Annotated in this window: 14 protein-coding genes; 4 read left to right on the top strand and 10 right to left on the bottom strand. The window is 33.0% G+C overall.

From position 1 onward, the window contains the following. Positions 1 to 6 precede the first annotated feature (6 nt). From BSF42_RS04110 to BSF42_RS04090, 5 genes are all read right to left on the bottom strand, one after another. Entirely contained in the window at positions 7 to 417 is a 411-nt protein-coding gene (locus BSF42_RS04110) for a hypothetical protein (RefSeq protein ID WP_095951852.1), read from the bottom strand. Between the two features lie 85 nt (positions 418 to 502). Next, positions 503 to 1,558, bottom strand: a complete 1,056-nt coding sequence (locus BSF42_RS04105; protein ID WP_095951851.1) for a type I restriction endonuclease — start codon at positions 1,556 to 1,558, stop codon at positions 503 to 505. A gap of 139 nt (positions 1,559 to 1,697) precedes the next feature. Beyond that, positions 1,698 to 2,366, bottom strand: a complete 669-nt coding sequence (locus tag BSF42_RS04100; protein ID WP_095951850.1) for a response regulator transcription factor — start codon at positions 2,364 to 2,366, stop codon at positions 1,698 to 1,700. Positions 2,367 to 2,372: 6 nt separating this feature from the next. Further along, entirely contained in the window at positions 2,373 to 3,995 is a 1,623-nt protein-coding gene (locus BSF42_RS04095; RefSeq protein ID WP_371615083.1) for an ATP-binding protein, read from the bottom strand. 144 nt (positions 3,996 to 4,139) lie between these two features. Next, complete coding sequence (locus tag BSF42_RS04090; RefSeq protein WP_095951848.1) at positions 4,140 to 4,319, bottom strand: hypothetical protein; 180 nt, start codon at positions 4,317 to 4,319, stop codon at positions 4,140 to 4,142. A 347-nt stretch (positions 4,320 to 4,666) separates the two neighbouring features. On the opposite strand from BSF42_RS04090, the gene BSF42_RS04085 reads away from it, so the two are divergent. Next, positions 4,667 to 5,593: a hypothetical protein gene (locus BSF42_RS04085; protein WP_095951847.1), complete on the top strand. Its 927-nt coding sequence runs from the start codon at positions 4,667 to 4,669 to the stop codon at positions 5,591 to 5,593. Positions 5,594 to 5,706: 113 nt separating this feature from the next. Further along, on the top strand, positions 5,707 to 6,123 hold the full coding sequence (locus BSF42_RS04080) for a lipocalin family protein (protein WP_095951846.1): 417 nt from the start codon (positions 5,707 to 5,709) through the stop codon (positions 6,121 to 6,123). Between the two features lie 77 nt (positions 6,124 to 6,200). On the opposite strand, the gene BSF42_RS04075 is transcribed toward BSF42_RS04080, so the two are convergent. Together BSF42_RS04075 and BSF42_RS04070 are read right to left on the bottom strand one after the other, a co-directional pair. Then, positions 6,201 to 10,610, bottom strand: a complete 4,410-nt coding sequence (locus BSF42_RS04075) for a PAS domain S-box protein (protein WP_141248428.1) — start codon at positions 10,608 to 10,610, stop codon at positions 6,201 to 6,203. A gap of 13 nt (positions 10,611 to 10,623) precedes the next feature. Then, entirely contained in the window at positions 10,624 to 11,070 is a 447-nt protein-coding gene (locus BSF42_RS04070; protein ID WP_095951845.1) for a response regulator, read from the bottom strand. 527 nt (positions 11,071 to 11,597) lie between these two features. On the opposite strand from BSF42_RS04070, the gene BSF42_RS04065 reads away from it, so the two are divergent. Continuing rightward, on the top strand, positions 11,598 to 13,043 hold the full coding sequence (locus tag BSF42_RS04065; protein ID WP_095951844.1) for a glycosyltransferase family 2 protein: 1,446 nt from the start codon (positions 11,598 to 11,600) through the stop codon (positions 13,041 to 13,043). A 78-nt stretch (positions 13,044 to 13,121) separates the two neighbouring features. Here BSF42_RS04065 and BSF42_RS04060 read toward each other — a convergent pair whose 3' ends face one another. Next, positions 13,122 to 13,826 (bottom strand): AAA family ATPase, encoded by a 705-nt coding sequence (locus BSF42_RS04060; protein WP_095951843.1) that lies wholly within the window; start codon positions 13,824 to 13,826, stop codon positions 13,122 to 13,124. Between the two features lie 158 nt (positions 13,827 to 13,984). After that, entirely contained in the window at positions 13,985 to 14,716 is a 732-nt protein-coding gene (locus tag BSF42_RS04055) for a YggS family pyridoxal phosphate-dependent enzyme (RefSeq protein ID WP_095951842.1), read from the bottom strand. 228 nt (positions 14,717 to 14,944) lie between these two features. Here BSF42_RS04055 and BSF42_RS04050 point away from each other — a divergent pair, with 228 nt between their 5' ends. After that, complete coding sequence (locus BSF42_RS04050; RefSeq protein ID WP_095951841.1) at positions 14,945 to 15,208, top strand: DUF2024 family protein; 264 nt, start codon at positions 14,945 to 14,947, stop codon at positions 15,206 to 15,208. Between the two features lie 143 nt (positions 15,209 to 15,351). Here the strand turns inward: BSF42_RS04050 and BSF42_RS04045 are convergent, their stop codons facing one another. Further along, a complete protein-coding gene (locus tag BSF42_RS04045) occupies positions 15,352 to 16,764 on the bottom strand; it encodes a PLP-dependent aminotransferase family protein (protein WP_095951840.1) in 1,413 nt (470 codons plus the stop codon). Between the last annotated feature and the right edge of the window lie 56 nt (positions 16,765 to 16,820).

Below are 16,820 nucleotides of genomic sequence, written 5' to 3'. Positions count from 1 at the left end.
AATGCATTATTTTTTGACAATTAAACTGTATTCGTTTCCTTTTTTATCGACGGCTTTTAATTTTCCTTGCGAAACCCATTCGGTGTTAATTTCAATTTCAGCAGCGGAATCTTCTAATATACCAGCACCATATTTCCCCTGAACATTTACATTTCCAAAAACTGAATCGCCTTTTGTATTTATTCCTTTTACATTATAATTGTATTCGTAATGTCCCGGATTTCCAGTTCTATATTTGTATTGATAAGTAGTGTTTACATGATACGTTTTGGCTTCTTCTGCTGTAATGGTCTTGCGGTCATCTGCCGTAACTACCGTTTTATAAAATGAATTTATTTGTGGCGGCGGCGGCGCCGAAGCTTTTTTGCAGGAGTAAAACGTAAATACTAAAAGTAAGATGAGGTAGTTTTTTTGCATAGGCTTTTTGGGTTTGGTTAAGTTTGTAAGTTGGGATAAATCTAATTAGAATTATGTTGTGCAAAATGCGTACTTACACTTGATTTTATTCCGTTTCGTAAAGTGCAGCAGTTTCTAATAATTCTTTTTCAAATTGATAAATATCGTCTATTGATAAAATAGAGATTTTTGTTTCGGTTTTATTATCATTGAATAAACTAATGTATTTTTTACTTCCATTAAGATGAAGTCTGCACAAAGGTTTGCGATTATTGTCGTCAAGTAAAATTCCAAAATAAGATTGTGTATCGCGATGTACGATTCGGCTTGTTGGCAGTTTTCTGCGTAAAATTGCAACTACTATACGATACGCTTCAAGTTCTTCTTCGGTGGTATTAATTTTATTATCATCTTCGACTATAGAAATTTCTTCGTCTTGCTGTTTAATGGTTTCTTTTGTTAAAGCTGCGTTTAGGCGATCGTTAATTTTATCATTGATATATTGACTCACAGATTTCTGAACTAGATCTTTAAATTCATCTACGACCTTTTCAGTAAGTCTTCCAGCGTAAACTTTATTTGCAAATAGTTTTGTGAAATCATTGGAAGGACTTTCTAATTCTGCATTGATTTGTTTTTTTATTTCTTTAATGTATTTTAAAGAACTGGCATTGCTTACAATATTATTTACATCGAAATTGGCTTTGTGGAATTTTGCGATTTCGTTTATTGTATTTTCTTTTAGATTACAGATATCAAATTCTAGAAATGGCTTTTCATCCATTTTATTTTGATCGTCTAAGTCAGTGAAAAATTGATAATTGATTCCGTTTGTTAAAAGAGCAAATCGGGTTTTTGTAACATGGAAATATCTAAATAACTGCGAATTATGAACAGTTAGTTTCTCTTTCCAGCTTTTGCATTCAACAATAATGATAGGTTCGCCGTTTTGGAATATAGCATAATCTACTTTTTCTCCTTTTTTCAGCCCAAGATCTGCTGTAAACTCAGGAACTACTTCTAGCGGATTAAAAGCGTCGTAACCCAAAATGTGTATAAAAGGCAGTACAAAAGCATGTTTGGTAGATTCTTCTGTTTCAATTTTACTTTTTAGCTGATTTATTTTATCTGCTAATGATTTCAGTTGAATATTTATTTCCATTGGTTTGTTATTTAAATTAATTATCCAAATGTATAATCAATCAAAACCATCATATTACGGAAATCCATAATCCGTAAATTTTAAATTGCAGCAATAAAAAAAGCCCCCGAAGGAGCTTTGAAAAATTAGAAGAAAGGAATTAAATAATTCCCATATCTTTTGTAATTGAAACCAAATGAACAGTGTTGTTCGCTTTAAAAAAGTCTTTAAGTTTAGACAATCTTTTTTCTACGGCACTTTTGCTGTTGGGTTTAATATCTGAGTTTTTGAAAATTTCTATGATTTCATCCTGTGAAGTTCCAGACGATAAATACTTTAGAATTTTAATATCGACATCATCAATTTCGAAATTGTTTTTTTCCTGTAAAGCAGAGGCTACTTCTGGCGAAATAAATTTTTGATCGGAACTTGAAATTATAGTGATCGCCTTTTTTAATTCTTCAATACTATTTAAACCTTTGAGTACAAAAGCATCAATTTCGGCATTTTCAAAAAGAGATTTAATTCTAAAACTTTTATCTTCTACAGAATAAGCAATGATTTTAATATCTGGCTGGAGTTTACGAACTTTTTCAACCAGTTCGTCTCCGCTTGCAATATCTATTTTACGATGATCTGTTTTAAACGAAAGATCACTGATTAACAAATCATATGGTTCATTTTGATTAATAGCGGCGCGTATTTTTAGAAATGCATCATCACAAAATTTCGAATGTTGAAAATCGACAATATTTAACTCTTTTAAAACTTGTTGAATTCCTAAATTCATTGCATCAAGATCTTCAGCAATTATTACTTTTTTAAACATAGGCTTTTATTTAGGCATTATTATTTTTACTTTAAAACCTTTATCAGGTTCTGTGTCAAAAGTAATAGTTCCTTTTGTGGCCCAAATACGGTTTTCCATATTTTGTAAACCATTTTTTATAATTTTTGATTTTTCGGTACCTTTTCCGTTATCAGAATAATTTATTAATAATGTATTTTGAGTAATGTCGAACTTTAGAACTACTACAGGCGCTTGACTGTGCTTTTTCATATTGACCATCAATTCCTGAAGTACTCTATGAATGATCACTTTTTTTTCACTTTCAATATCATTCCATCCAACTTTTTCTATATTGGTAATAATCACATTGGTAGCATCAGTATTATAAGTAGAAAGCATTTCTTTCAAGTTGTCAGAATAATTTGATCCCGTATCGACATTGCTGTTTTCTCTGGAAATTCCTCTCACGCGTGAATAAATGTGATTTAGTTTCTGCAATAAGGTTTCCTTAATGTTTTCGGTTGTCAATGATTGCGTCTGTGCAAAGGTAATAGCATGAAAAACATCATTGGCCAGTTCATCATGTATATCTTTTGCGATTCTTGTTTCGGTGTTATATGCCGTGGTGATTTCTAATAGACGTGTTTTATGTTTGTATCGTTTTCTTAAATAAAGACCTAAAAGTACAAGAACAATTATGGAGGCAATTATGGTAGAAAATAAAATTACTTTGTCCTTTTCGGCTTCTTTAAGCGCTACTAAATTTTCGGCTTTCTCTAATCGAAGTTTCTGGTTTTCGTCTTTTTCTTTTTTAGAATCGTATTTAATTTTGGCAAATTTATTTTTAAAGTTGTTTCGAACACTGGTTATACTATCATTAATAGAAATATATTTTGTTCCATATTTTGTTCCCGATCCGTTAGCAATTAAAAAAGATAAGGCTTTCAAACGTTCATCAACACTATTAAATTGAGTTGCGGTTTCATAAGCTTTTTTTGCATATTCATTTGATTTCGAAATAGCAGTTGGAGCGTAAAATGCTGCTAAATGAAGATAACTGCCAATAGAACCGTAATCGTCATCAATTTGGATTCTCAATTGTAAACCTTCATTTAAAAACTGCAGGCCTTTTTCTTTCGATCCTTTTTTAAAATAAGCAAAACCCAGATTGTCAATTACGCGCGATTTGCTTTTTAAAGAAAAATTCTCATTTAGATTTTTTTTATTTAAGATAGCTTCTAAAATAGTAATGGCGTTATCATATTTTTTTTGTTTAATATAAACTACCGCAATATTATTTAAAGGAGACTGCATTGAAATAGAATCCTTTGATGCTTTAATTGCTTGATTGTAATAATAAACGGCATCATTATAAAGTGAAAGTTCTTTATAGGCAATTCCGAAGAAATTATTTATTGCTACAGCATAATTTTTGTCATTCCTGCTATAAGGCAGTGCTTCAGTTAAGGTTTCTTTACTTCCGTAATAATCGCCATTTATTTGCTGAATGTTAGCCATTTGAATGCAATTGAAAACAATATTAATACTGTCTTTAATTGTTTCAAAAAGTATTTTGGATTTGTTAAATTGATAAAAAGCCGTGTTATAATTGTTTTTTTGAAAGTGATCTACAGCATTTTGCTGTAAAAGTCTTGCTTTTTTATACACGGAGTCATTCTTAGGCAATAAAGGTTTTTTCTCTTGACAAGAGAAAAAAAGGAGAAAAACAAATGCACAAAAAAACGGGGATCGTAACATGAATAGTACTTTCCCCGAAATTAGTAATAAAATGATTATTACAGATTTTAATTTTTATTTTTTTGGCGGTGGAGGTGTAACGGGTACAGGATCATCGTCTGGACCAGGACTTGCCATAGCATTATTTAATTTTAGCTCCGTTTTTTTTGCCTCAGTTTCGAATTCGTCCGCAGTGCAAGAAAATAATGTAGTTGACAATAGGACACACGTTCCCAAAAGATATAATGTTTTCATTTTTTTAAAATTTAAAGGATTAACATTGGCGCGGCCGTTCAGAACTATTCTGAATCTTTGAAGCGCGATGCCATTTTGCTTGGGAAGTGAAGTGCGTAGAACTATAAAACTTTATTTATACTTCCCGGATAAACTCCGTTTTACGGTTTTCCGCACTTAGTCATTAAACTAGTTTTGTACATTTGTTTTTGACCTGCAGATCAAAACGTTAACTAATTTTGTTGAGGCAAAGTAACGGCGGTTTTGAGCCTGTATTGATACGGAATTCCGGGATGTACTAAGTTTCCTGTCTGATCCGAAAAAACCTGAAAAAAACCTGAAAAATCCGAGTAAAAAAGTAAAGGCTTATGGAAAAAAATACTCTAGAAAAAATCGAAAATGATTATAAAGAAGCTATTAGAAATAAATTTAGAATTGAAAAAGTAGAAGGCAAGTACTCACATTATCTAAATAATCCTTCGCAAGCACTTCTAAGGGATTTGTGTTGGGAAATTTTTAGTTCAAATCCTAAAACTGATGATTTAACAATATATCGTAATTTCTTTAGAACTGAATTTACTTCAGAGGAAGATACTTCAACTAAGTACACGGATAAGTTTCGAAAAGTGGGCTGGTTTTATAAAGGGGAGAAAAAGCCTGCAAATATTACTACTGTCGAATTAGCGGCAATTTTAGTAGATTTTCAACCAAGACCTTTTGCTAATTACAGATTGAAAGAAATGAAAAAAGAAGTTGTTGCTGAATATCCAATAAATAATTTTTCAAATGTAATGGAAGAGGCTGTAAGTGAAAGCCTTCCAGAATCAGAAATTGCTGATGAAGATGTTAAAACAGAACCCGAATTAGAACAAGAATCTGGATCAAAATCAAATAATGATCCTATAGCTGATAAACCAAAACCCTATAAATTAAGATATATAGCAATTGCATCGGTTATTATTGGTTTAGCACTAATTATTTATTTAGCCTTGCCCAATAAACAATGCATGCAATGGTCCAAAGATCATTATGAGCTTGTAGATTGTGATTTGAAAGTAAATAGTTTAGGATTAACTGTGCCCGTAGAATTATTGGACGAAAGTTTGATAAACTTAAAAAAGGTTGAGGTTTGTGATACTACACCATGTTTTGATAAAAATGGAGATGCTATTATATGGTATGCAAAAACAGCAAATGGAGTTGACTTTTTTAATGGTCATGGCAGGCATCCAGAAAACAATCGATCTTTGAAACCTGTCACGAAATACATTTTGGAAAAATACCTAAAAAAATAAATTTCAGTTAAAATGCGATTTATGTAAAATAATCTCAAAATCATGGAACTTTTTGTAAGTATATCGATCTAATTTAGCATTATTAAATTAATTCAATAAAAAAACAAATCGACATGAAAAGTAGAAAAATATTATTCGCATTAGCTTTAGGCTTAGGTATGTTTGCAACGTCTTGCAGCAGTGATGATAACGAAGGAGAAACAATTGTTCCAATTCAAGGGAAATACAATTTAAGTAAAACAGGTACAATGGTTGGTACTGAAGAAGTATTAATTGACGCTATAGAAAACGCACCAGGATGTACTAGAGATTATTTAGATCTAAGATTAAGTAATTCGGCAGTGTACGGTGATTATGATGGAAGTAATTGTGCATTGGTAGAAACTACTGGAACTTATGTAAGATCTCATAATGATTTAACTGTTACTATTGGAGGTGTTACTACAACTAGTGATATTATGAACCTTACGAATAAAGAACTTAAATTAAAAGATAAAACAACTGGTTTAATTACTGTTTATACTAGATAATTGGTTTACTTTTAAACTGAAAAACGGAAATAGCTTTAAAGTTATTTCCGTTTTTTTTATGAATTATATTTGAAATTTTAACTGACTGGAATATAAATATCAAAAGAAGCACCTCCATTTAGGATGCCTGAAGCAGTGATGATTCCGTTGTGATTTTCTACAATTTTTTTCACAATTGCAAGTCCTATTCCGGTTCCATTGTAACGATCGCGGCCATGTAAGCGCTGGAAAACTTCAAATATTTTCTTGTTGTATTGAGGATCAAAACCAATTCCATTGTCCGAAACTTTGATATGACAGTATTTTTTAGCTGGAATTAGTTTCTCATTATCTAAATTTTCACCTGTTGAAATTTCGCTTTTTATTGTAATAACGGTTGGAGTTTCGGGATTTGAAAACTTCAATGAATTACTGATCAAATTGTATAATAATTGTTTGAATTGAAACGGAATAATATCAACTTCCGATGTCTGCTGCATTTCAATAACAGCACTTTTTTGTTCCAATTCTTCCTTGAGATCTTCTTTTAATTCTTCAATTATTTTAGAAAAATCTGTTTTCTCGAATACACGTTCCTGCACATTCGTTCGCGAATAAGCAAGTAGATCATTTATCAAAGTCTGCATACGCTGTGCTGCGTTTTGCATTCTTTTAAATTTATCTTTACCGCCTTCCGATAAATTCTCCGATTCTTTCTCCATAATCTGAGAAGCAAAAGTCTGAATTTTACGAAGCGGTTCCTGTAAATCATGACTGGAAATATAAGCAAAGGACTGAAGTTCTTTATTCATTTCTTCCAGTTCATTATTCTTTTGCTCCAATTCTAAGGCATTCATTTTTAAAGTATCATCGGCTCTTTTTTTCTCTGTTAGATCGTGCGTTACCTTAGAAAAACCAATAATATCACCTTGTTTATTATGAACAGCTGTAATAACGACACTGGCCCAAAATAAATTTCCGTTTTTTCTGGCACGCCATCCTTCATGAATCGCCTTTCCTTTTTCTCGGGCAATTTCCAATAGCTTTTGCGGCAGATCATTTTTCTGATCCTCCTGAGTATAAAAAACAGCAAAATATTTTCCAACAATTTCATCTGCTTTATAACCTTTTATCTTTTCGGCTCCAACGTTCCAGTTTTCAACAATTCCTTCTGGATTTAAATATAAAATGGAATATTCTTGAACTTCTTCTACCATTAAATGATAACGTTCTTCACTTTTTTGGAGTGATTCATTCATCTGGATTAATTCTTTTGTTCGGGCTGTAACCTGTTGTTCGAGCTCGTGCGTAAATGCTTTCTCGGTATGAATATCAGTAAAAGCGCCCACCCATTTTATAATTTCATTATCCAAATTATATATCGGTTCGCCAATAGCAGTATGCCATCTGTAGGATCCGTCTTTTCTTCGCATTCGCACATCAGAGCGGTAGAGTTCTCCAGTTGAAAGGGCATGTTTCCATATTTTCATGTTTTCATCAAAATCATCTGGATGAATCATCTCTTGCCAGGATTTCTCATGCTGCGGTTCAAATCCAGTGTATTCCAGCCATTTTGCAGATGTAAAAAGCGGATTTCCTTCTGCATCTGTTTCCCAGATTAACTGCGGAATACTTTCTGTTAATGAGCGGAATCTTTTCTCGCTTTCTTCGATTTTTTTTCTGGCTTCTACTTTTTCTGTAACGTCGATAAGGGTCAATCTAATTCCAGAAATGGCATTATTGCTTTCGCGGAGCGGTGCAAATTCAAAATCAACATAAAATTCATTGACAGAATCTCTGTCGCTGATAAATAAAAGCGATTCAGATTCAGAATATGTTGTTCCAGACTCATACACTTCTTTTAATAATGCTGCATATTTCTGTTGTTTAAGTTCTGGAAATAATTCTAAAATATTCTCTCCGTGAACAGCCTTTTCGTTCTTCTTCCAAATATTATTAAGAAGAGCCAGATTGGCCATTTCTATTACAAAATCGTCTCCTCGCAAAATGGCTTTCGGAACAGGCGACTGCATGATCAGATTGCGTAATTTTTTTTCGCTTTCTTCAATTTGCTGCTTGTAATTTTTTTCTTCTGTAATATCTCTTACGGTTCCAATGAGTTTTTCGGCTTCATGATTTTCATCATAAAAAACCTTGCCTTTTCCTTCAACCCAGTGTATTGATTGGTCTTTCCAAATTACTCTCGCTTCATAATGGAGCAGACCAGAAGTTAAGGCATCCTTAAATGCTTTATTTCGAATATGCATATCATCGGGATGAAGATGAGCCAGTAATTCCTCATGTGTAAGCGTAACATCTTCTGTGTAACCACCAATAACTTCGAGATATCTTTTAGAATAGATGGGGAATCTGGTTTTAACATTCAATTCCCAAGTACCCAATTCACTAGCTTCAACTACAATTTTAAGACGGTCTTCGCTTAGTTCTATCTGCTTACGGCTTTCAACCTGTTCGGTGACTTCTGTTACAGTTACAATAATACCCGTAATCTCGCCATTTTCTTCTTTTAGCGGATGATAAAGGAAATCAAAATAGAAAATTCCTTGTTCTCCATACCTGTTTAAAGGAATAGGCATTTCGTTTCCGTGATAGGGAATACCTGTATTGAGAACATTATCTAAAAGATCACTGACTGTATCTTTTACTTCTGGGAGCGAGTCAAACAGCGGTCTGCCCACAAAAGTATTTTCTTCGCGGGCGACTAGTTTTAAGTAAGCTTCGTTGGCCATTTCTACCACATGGTTGCGGCCGCGTAAAATTGTAATTCCAACAGGAGCTTGTTTAACGGTATTTCTAAAACGTTTATCCGCTTCTTCGATTTCTTGTCTGATAATGACTTGTGGCGTATTATCTACAACCCAAATGGCTATTTTGGTGACTTTACCATCTATATTCTTTAATGGTGAATAGACAAAAGTGACGTATATTTTTTCTTTTTTTCCATGCCTGATAAGTTCCATTTCTACTTCATTGGCATAAAACGGAACACCTTCATCAATTACTCTTTTCAGTTCTTTTTCATAAAAAGATTTTACCTCGGCAAAACTTTCCCAATAGTGCTTTCCTGCAATGTCGCCATAAGGTTTTCCTGCAACTTCGACAAAACTATCGTTTACGATTTCACATATCAAAGTATCGGCATCAATTAAACAAATTCCAATTGGCGCCTGCAGCACCATACTGCTTAGATTTTGTTCATTTTCTTCTATTTTTTGTGTGGCCGAATATAAATCTGTTAAATCTGCAGCGGTATTCATTACGCCGTAGATTTTTCCATTTACATCATACAAAGGCGTAAAACTGTAATTGAAATAGAAAGGCTGTAATAAATTGTCGACTACAATATCAACTCGGCTGTTTCTGGAATGAAAAGATTCTCCAGTTTCAAAAACGGTAGCAACTTGTTCAAAAATAGACTGATTGTGTAATTCGGGAAGAATTTCTTTATATGTTTTTCCGATTACATCTGGACCTTTTCCCCAGATTTTTATAATCGATTCGTTGGCAAGTTCAATACGCATTTCTTTTCCTGCATAAACAGCAATTGGAAAAGGCGCATTTTCGACCAATTGACGAATTTTTTGTTCGCTTTCTTCTACTTTCGAGCGGGCTAAGACCTGTGCGGTTACTTCAGTTGCAATCGCAGCAACACCAGAAATGGTTCCGTCTGTTTCTCTTAAAGGTTCGTAAACAAAATTGATATAGGTGTTTTCTGTTTGTCCATTTCGATTTAGTTGAACAAAGAGCTCGTCGGTTGTAATTTTTTTTCCATTGCTGAAAACACTGCGGAGAATTTCGTCAAGACCTTGCTTTTTTAACTCAGGCAGTTCTTCAAAAATAGGTTTGTTGATTATTTTTTCTGCTTTAGTGCTCCAAAGTTCTAGCATTTGCTGGTTCGCAATTTCAACGATATAATTTTCTCCTCTAAAAATACACATCGCAACAGGAGCCTGCATAATATTTTTGATAAACCGCGCATTACTTTCCTGCAAAGCATCGGCAACAATCTTTTTTTCTGTAGTTTCGATAACGGTAACGAGAATGCCGCCAATTGATCCATCCTCTATTCTTATTGGACTGTACGAAAAATCAAAAAAACAATCTTCTTCATATCCATTTCGATAAAGAGGCACTTTGAAGTCAGGAAAACTAACCGCTTTTCCTTTCATTACATCTGCGAACATAGGACCAATGGTGTCCCAAATCTCTGCAAATGTCTCCTGCGAACTTCTTCCTAATGCATTAGGATGTTTGGAAGCACCAAGAATTGGACGAAATGCATCATTATACAATTGTATATGATCTTTCCCCCACGCAATATACATTCCAAACGGATTGCTGAGCATCATGGCGGTCATCGTTTTTAAACTCTGAGGCCATTTTTCTGGATCTCCCAAAGACGTTTTACTCCAAGCTGCATCGCGAATTAAATCGCCCATTTCTCCTCCTTGGGACAGAAAATAATGTTCCTTTTTTTTGCGGTTCATTCCAAAGAAGATTTTAGGGTTGCAGTATAAAATGAGCTCTTTCGGGCTGTTTGAAATTATTTTCAGATGCGCTTCTTAGTGCGTTTTCAATAACTCTTTTTAGTTTAGAAAAATCACCAGGTTTTCGAATATAAAATGAAGCGCCTTTTTTATATAAATTATTTACAATTTCACTGTCTAGAGAAGTGGAGAAAATTATAATAGGAAGTTCTTTTAGTTTTTCATCATTTTTGATTTCTGCCAGACATTCTAGACCATTTTTTCTAGGCATATTTAAATCAAGGAAAAGAACATCAGGAAGTTTAAATTTAATCTTTTTTAAATAATCCATTAACTGAACTCCGTCGTGTACCATTGCAAGGTCGGTCTCAATGGGAATTTCATCGAGGGCTTCTTTAAAAAAATCGCAGTCATCTTCATCATCATCAGCTAACAAAAGATTGTAATGCTTTGTATTCATTGTTTTACTCTCCTAAAATTTAGGTTATTATATTGGATAAATTTAACATTTTTAAGTAAGAATTCCTGTTTTTTTAGCAAGAATGTTTTTTTTAAGAAGTAAAAAAATAAATAGTTGCAATTTTTTTCAAAATTCTGCGTTATTATTATTGTGAAATTGTTTGACTCAAAACAATTTTTTAAATCAATTTCTTTTTCTATTCTAAAAAAAAAGAAATTTTAAAGATAAGGGAACAATATACTCTTCGACCCCTTTTAAAATCAAGCATTGTAAACACGATTTTTACATTTTTACTGTATACTATATGCACAAAGTGTAAAATAATTACACACTATTTTTTGGCCTGTTTTTGCTAAATGCCTCTACACCAGTTTTAAACTGTATTGGCACGGCGCTTGCAAATTGTGTTTATGTCAAAATCTTTGATGCGTTTGTTTTAATTGTTTCTCACCCATACGAGTTTCAAATAAATTAAGAAGAAAAGATTTTGCTAAAAGCCATATTAAAGAAATCAAACAGGTATAAGCATGGAAAGCGAAACAATTATCTCAGAACAATTTTACTCGAACAGAAGTTCGGCTATCAGCGAAAAAGCATTAAACAGTTCTTTTTTTGGAACTAAAGAAAAATCACAAAAAGTACATGTAGAAAGACCAACAAGTCCATTTGGACTGGCAGTTCTTATTGGAACATTTTTATTAATGATTGCAGGAGGATATTTAGTATATCTATTACAAGAAGATTTTGAGCAATTTCATTTTGAAAGAATTGCTTCAACATGGGGATTCCCATTTTTAATTGTAACTACAATTTTATTTCTGTATCAATCTGGAGTGTTCTTGTATAGTTCTTTCATGTATTTAAAATACAAGCCAATTCCATCTGTTTCAGACGATTTACTGCCAACTTGTACAATCATCGTTCCGGCTTATAATGAAGGAAAATTAGTTTGGGATACTTTATTAAGTCTTGCAGACAGTGATTATCCAGCAGAAAAATTACAGCTTTTGGCTATTGATGATGGAAGTAAAGATGATACTTGGTATTGGATGCAAGAAGCTAAAGCAAAATTGGGAGATCGTGTAACTATCTTTCAACAGCCTAAAAACCAAGGAAAACGTCACGCACTATACAGAGGATTTAAATTAGGTACAGGTGAAATTTTTGTAACTGTAGATAGTGATTCTATTGTTAAAAAAGATACTCTTAGAAACTTAGTGAGCCCATTTGTTGTAAACAAAAAATGTGGTGCCGTTGCAGGAAACGTTCAGGTTTTAAACAACAAAAAAGCGATTTTACCAAAAATGCTGAATGTAAGTTTTGTAATGAGCTTTGAGTTCCAACGTTCTGCAGAAAGTCAGGCAGGCTCTGTATTGTGTACTCCAGGAGCTTTAGCAGCTTACAGAAGAGATGCAGTATTTAATTGTCTTCCAGAATGGATCAATCAAACTTTTATGGGACAGCCTTCAGATATTGGAGAAGATAGAGCAATGACTAATATGATCTTGAAACAAGGTTTCCATGTATTGTTTCAAAGAAATGCAGTTGTATTGACAAACGTTCCAGAAGATTACAAAGGTTTATACAAAATGTTTATCAGATGGAGCAGAAGTAATGTTCGTGAAAATCTGATGATGGCTAAATATGCATTTAAAGATTTTAGAAAAGAATCAAAATTTGGAGCAAGACTTTTCTTTTTAAATCAGTCTTTTAAAATTTTAATGACATATCCGTTCTTATTATTTATGTTGTTCTTTATTGCAGTTCACCCAGTATTATTTTTAAGTTCAACATTATTGGCAATCTTGCTTTTCTCAAGTTTCTCAATGCTGTTTTATGCTAAAAGATATACTTTGGCAGAATCTTTCTGGGCATATTCATACAGTCTTTTCTACACTTTCAGTTTATTCTGGATTGCACCTTATGCGATAGCAACAGCGAGCAAAAGAGGATGGCTGACAAGAGGTTTATAAATTTCGTACACTATTTTATTTCACTATAAAAACTCCACCCAAGTGAACAAACCCGTTGTAATTTTTACAACGGGTTTTTTATTTTGATTCTAAAGTGGCAATAATCTGCTTTTTCATTGTCGTATGAATATAGTCTAAAGCCTCGGCATAGGAAATAGAGTAACGTCGCTCGATATTTTTATACTGAACAGGAAACTGACTTACAATTTTATCGTAATAAATATCCAGCTGGTTTTCTGCCGGCATTTCATATTTTAAACGAAGCTGAAATCTTCTTAGTAAAGCGCTGTCAATAATTTCGTAATGATTGGTAGCACAAATTACTAAACTATCAGAAGGGAAATAATCAAAAAGCTGAATGATCGTATTGACCAAACGTCTCATTTCGCCAACATCTTTATCGTCGCTGTCACGGCTTTTACCAATCTGGTCAAACTCATCCAGAAACAAAACCGCTCTTTCGCGAATTGCTTTGTCAAAAATTGCTTTTAAATTTTTAGAAGTTTCCCCAATTCTCGCATCGATTACCGTGCTGAGGTTTACAATTATAATCTTTTTATTTAAAGTATTGGCAATCGCTTTTGCAGTAGTAGTTTTACCACAGCCTGAACTTCCGTGCAGTAAAATTTTATTATCAACTTTAAGATTGTATTTGTTTAATTCCTCAATATATTGATGCTCTTTTATAATCTGAAGAAGCGCCGATTTATTTTCAGTGCTAAAAAATAAATCATCTAAAGCAATTTTTTCGGTATCAATTACCGTAAGATCATTCAGGTTCATTCTATCTAACTCTTTTTAGTTTCTTTTTTAATCTTTAAATTTAAGTGCAAAATTTTAGCGTCTCTGCGCCTTTGCGTGTAAATCTCTTGTTGCTGAAAAAAAATCTTTTTGTCAAAGCCACAAACGCACTTTCTTTAAATTTGCTGCAAAATTAAGTTTTATTCTGAAATGTTTTCATTCCAGATTTCTTTTCCTAAAAAGCGGTTTCCGAATATAGAAGTTCCAACTCTAACCATGTTTGAGCCTTCTGCAATGGCAAGTTCTAAATCCTGAGACATTCCCATTGAAAGTTTTAAATTCGATAAGCCATCAATTCCTTCAGTATAAATTTCGTCTCGAATTGTTTTTAAAAGTCTTAAAGACGGAATCATTTTTTCTTTTTCAACATCGAGTAATCCAATTGTCATTAAACCTTTGATATTTAAGGTTTCGTAGGTTTTTATTTTTTTGATGAAAGACAAAACATCTTCCGGCGGTAAGCCAAATTTACTTTCTTCATATGAAGTATTTAACTGTACAAAAACGTCTAGTTTTCTATTCTGATTTTGGAGTTGTTTGTGTAATTCATCAGCCAGATTTAAATGGTCAAGAGATTGAATACAGCTTACATATTTCAAAACATCTTTTACTTTATTTGTTTGAAGATGTCCAATAAAATGGCGTTCAACAGGAAGGTTTTTCAATTCAAAATCTTTGTCCCGCAATTCTTGCATTTTATTTTCGCCCATTAAAGTTTCACCAGCTTCTATCGCAATTTTAATTTTTTCTGCAGGAACTGTTTTTGTTGCCAGTAAAAGCTGTACCTCTTCCGGATTTCTTCCCGAAATTCTGCACGCATTTTCAATACGCTGATGCACATCTAGTAAATTAAAAATAATATCGTTTTTCATATTACAAAATTAAATCAAATCTGGAATGTGTTTTTAATCCAGTTTATATTATTCAAACTAGTCCAGATGTTATCTTAAATATAGTATTTGTACACTTTTTTACTGGACCAGTATATTCATAAAAATGAAAAAACTGGATGATTTAGTACTTTATAATCCAATGTAAATTTGTACCATAAACAATAAAACTTAGTCCTTGGGGACTTAGTAACTTAGAAACTATAGAAAATGAAAATAGCAGTTTGGGATACTTATGTAACCCGCAAAGACGGAAAAATTATGCATTTTGATATTTTGGTTGATGAAAATAGTAATGATGCAGAACAAGTTTATCAATACGGAAAAAATTACTTGAAAAGCGTAGATCAAGAAGGGCAAGCTTTATCTTCTAAAGAATGCCGTTTCTGCCACATTGATAAAGCTCCAATTGAAGTTGAAAATCAAATTCGGGAAAATGGTTTTTCTATTATTGAAATGGAAAACTGTAATTAAATTAATTGAACACAGATAAAACGGATTCGCTATCGCGAAGACGCAGATTTAAACAGATTTTAAAATCCGTAATTTTCCGCGTCTTTGCGATAGTAAATCTGTGAAATCCGTGTTTAAATATAAGTTGTGCGTAAATAGATATTTTACAAAAGCTTAGTTAGCGCTTTTATACCTTCCTCAATTTGTTTTTCTGAAAGAGAGGCATAACCCAAACGAAATCCTTTTATGGTTTCGCTGAAGCTAAATCTTTCTGGATTCATAATTTGAATTCCTTGTGCTTTTAGTTTTTCAAAAATTTCCAAAACATTTATACCTGCTTTGGGAACAATCCAAAATGCCAAACCGCCTTCTGGTTTTATAAAAGTTACTTTATTCTGAAGATATTGATTTAAAGTGCTTTCAAAATAATCTCTTTTATTTTTATAAATAAGATTAGCTTTTTTAAGATGACGTTTTATTTTACCTTCGTTGATGAGGTTCAGGATTGCTTCTTCCATAATATTGTCGCCTTGAACATCAATGATTTTTCTATGACCTGCAATTTTTTGAATATTTTCCAGAGAACTCACCAAATAACCAATACGCAATGCAGGCGCTACAATTTTACTGAAAGTGCCGATATAAATATAGTTTTGTAATCCCGCATAACTCGAAACAGGAAGTATTGGACGCTGTCCAAAATGAAACTCATTATCGTAATCATCTTCTATAATAGTAAAATTATACTGATTCGATAATTCAATCAATTTTAATCTCTTTTTTAAAGATAAAGTTACAGTCGTTGGAAATTGGTGATGCGGCGTAACATAAATCGCTTTTATATTTTGATATTTCTGAAGATATTTTTCGACTTGATCGATATCTAATCCGTCAGTATCAACAGCAACAGGAAGTAATTTTGCGCCTGCATTTTCAAACGCATCCCAAGCGGGTTTGTATCCAGGATTTTCAATTAAGATATAATCTCCCGATTTCAGAATGCAGTGCGAAGCCAAATACATCGCCATCTGACTTCCCCGCGTAATGCAGATTTGATCTTGCGAAATACTCATGCCGCGTTTAAAATTCAGCATTTGAGCAATCGATTTTCTAAACTCCAAATTTCCCAATTCACTGCTGTAACCCATAATCTGCCAGCGTGATTTTCGGCTGAACAATTCTCGATATGCCCTTGCCAGATCATTCATTGGCGCAAGTCGACTGTCTGGAAGTCCGTCATCAAAAACTAAATAACTTTTGGGTTCTTCAATCGTGATTTTTGAATCTTTTTTATTTTCTGTGGGATGCATTAATTTTGGAAGAGAATGCGTTACAAAAGTTCCTTTTCTGTCAATTGTTACAAGCCAGCCTTCCGCAGTCAAAACATCCAAAGCTTCTACAACAGTATTTCGGTTGACTTTTAAAAGTGCAGCGAGTTGTCTGCTTCCCGGAAGCGCATTGCCGCCAACTAACTTTCCTTTTTTTACAGCATCAATAACAGCATCGGCGATTTGAAGATAAATCGCTTTATCTGATTTTTTGTCAAGCTGAATTTCTAATGGCCACGGACGAAGCATCTGGACTGTTTGTTATTTAGTTAATAGTATTTTGCAGTAGTCCAAATTTACAATAT

It is taken from the genome of Flavobacterium sp. ACN6, from assembly GCF_002304005.1.
Classification (GTDB): domain Bacteria; phylum Bacteroidota; class Bacteroidia; order Flavobacteriales; family Flavobacteriaceae; genus Flavobacterium.
This window is presented reverse-complemented; position numbering and strand designations above follow the sequence as displayed.

Coding starts and splice junctions, on each gene's coding strand:
- BSF42_RS04105 (WP_095951851.1), bottom strand. CDS start 1,558: ATGGAAATAAATATTCAACTGAAATCATTAGCAGATAAAATAAATCAG.
- BSF42_RS04055 (WP_095951842.1), bottom strand. CDS start 14,716: ATGAAAAACGATATTATTTTTAATTTACTAGATGTGCATCAGCGTATT.
- BSF42_RS04075 (WP_141248428.1), bottom strand. CDS start 10,610: ATGAACCGCAAAAAAAAGGAACATTATTTTCTGTCCCAAGGAGGAGAA.
- BSF42_RS04060 (WP_095951843.1), bottom strand. CDS start 13,826: ATGAACCTGAATGATCTTACGGTAATTGATACCGAAAAAATTGCTTTA.
- BSF42_RS04090 (WP_095951848.1), bottom strand. CDS start 4,319: ATGAAAACATTATATCTTTTGGGAACGTGTGTCCTATTGTCAACTACA.
- BSF42_RS04050 (WP_095951841.1), top strand. CDS start 14,945: ATGAAAATAGCAGTTTGGGATACTTATGTAACCCGCAAAGACGGAAAA.
- BSF42_RS04045 (WP_095951840.1), bottom strand. CDS start 16,764: ATGCTTCGTCCGTGGCCATTAGAAATTCAGCTTGACAAAAAATCAGAT.
- BSF42_RS04100 (WP_095951850.1), bottom strand. CDS start 2,366: ATGTTTAAAAAAGTAATAATTGCTGAAGATCTTGATGCAATGAATTTA.
- BSF42_RS04110 (WP_095951852.1), bottom strand. CDS start 417: ATGCAAAAAAACTACCTCATCTTACTTTTAGTATTTACGTTTTACTCC.
- BSF42_RS04080 (WP_095951846.1), top strand. CDS start 5,707: ATGAAAAGTAGAAAAATATTATTCGCATTAGCTTTAGGCTTAGGTATG.
- BSF42_RS04085 (WP_095951847.1), top strand. CDS start 4,667: ATGGAAAAAAATACTCTAGAAAAAATCGAAAATGATTATAAAGAAGCT.
- BSF42_RS04065 (WP_095951844.1), top strand. CDS start 11,598: ATGGAAAGCGAAACAATTATCTCAGAACAATTTTACTCGAACAGAAGT.
- BSF42_RS04070 (WP_095951845.1), bottom strand. CDS start 11,070: ATGAATACAAAGCATTACAATCTTTTGTTAGCTGATGATGATGAAGAT.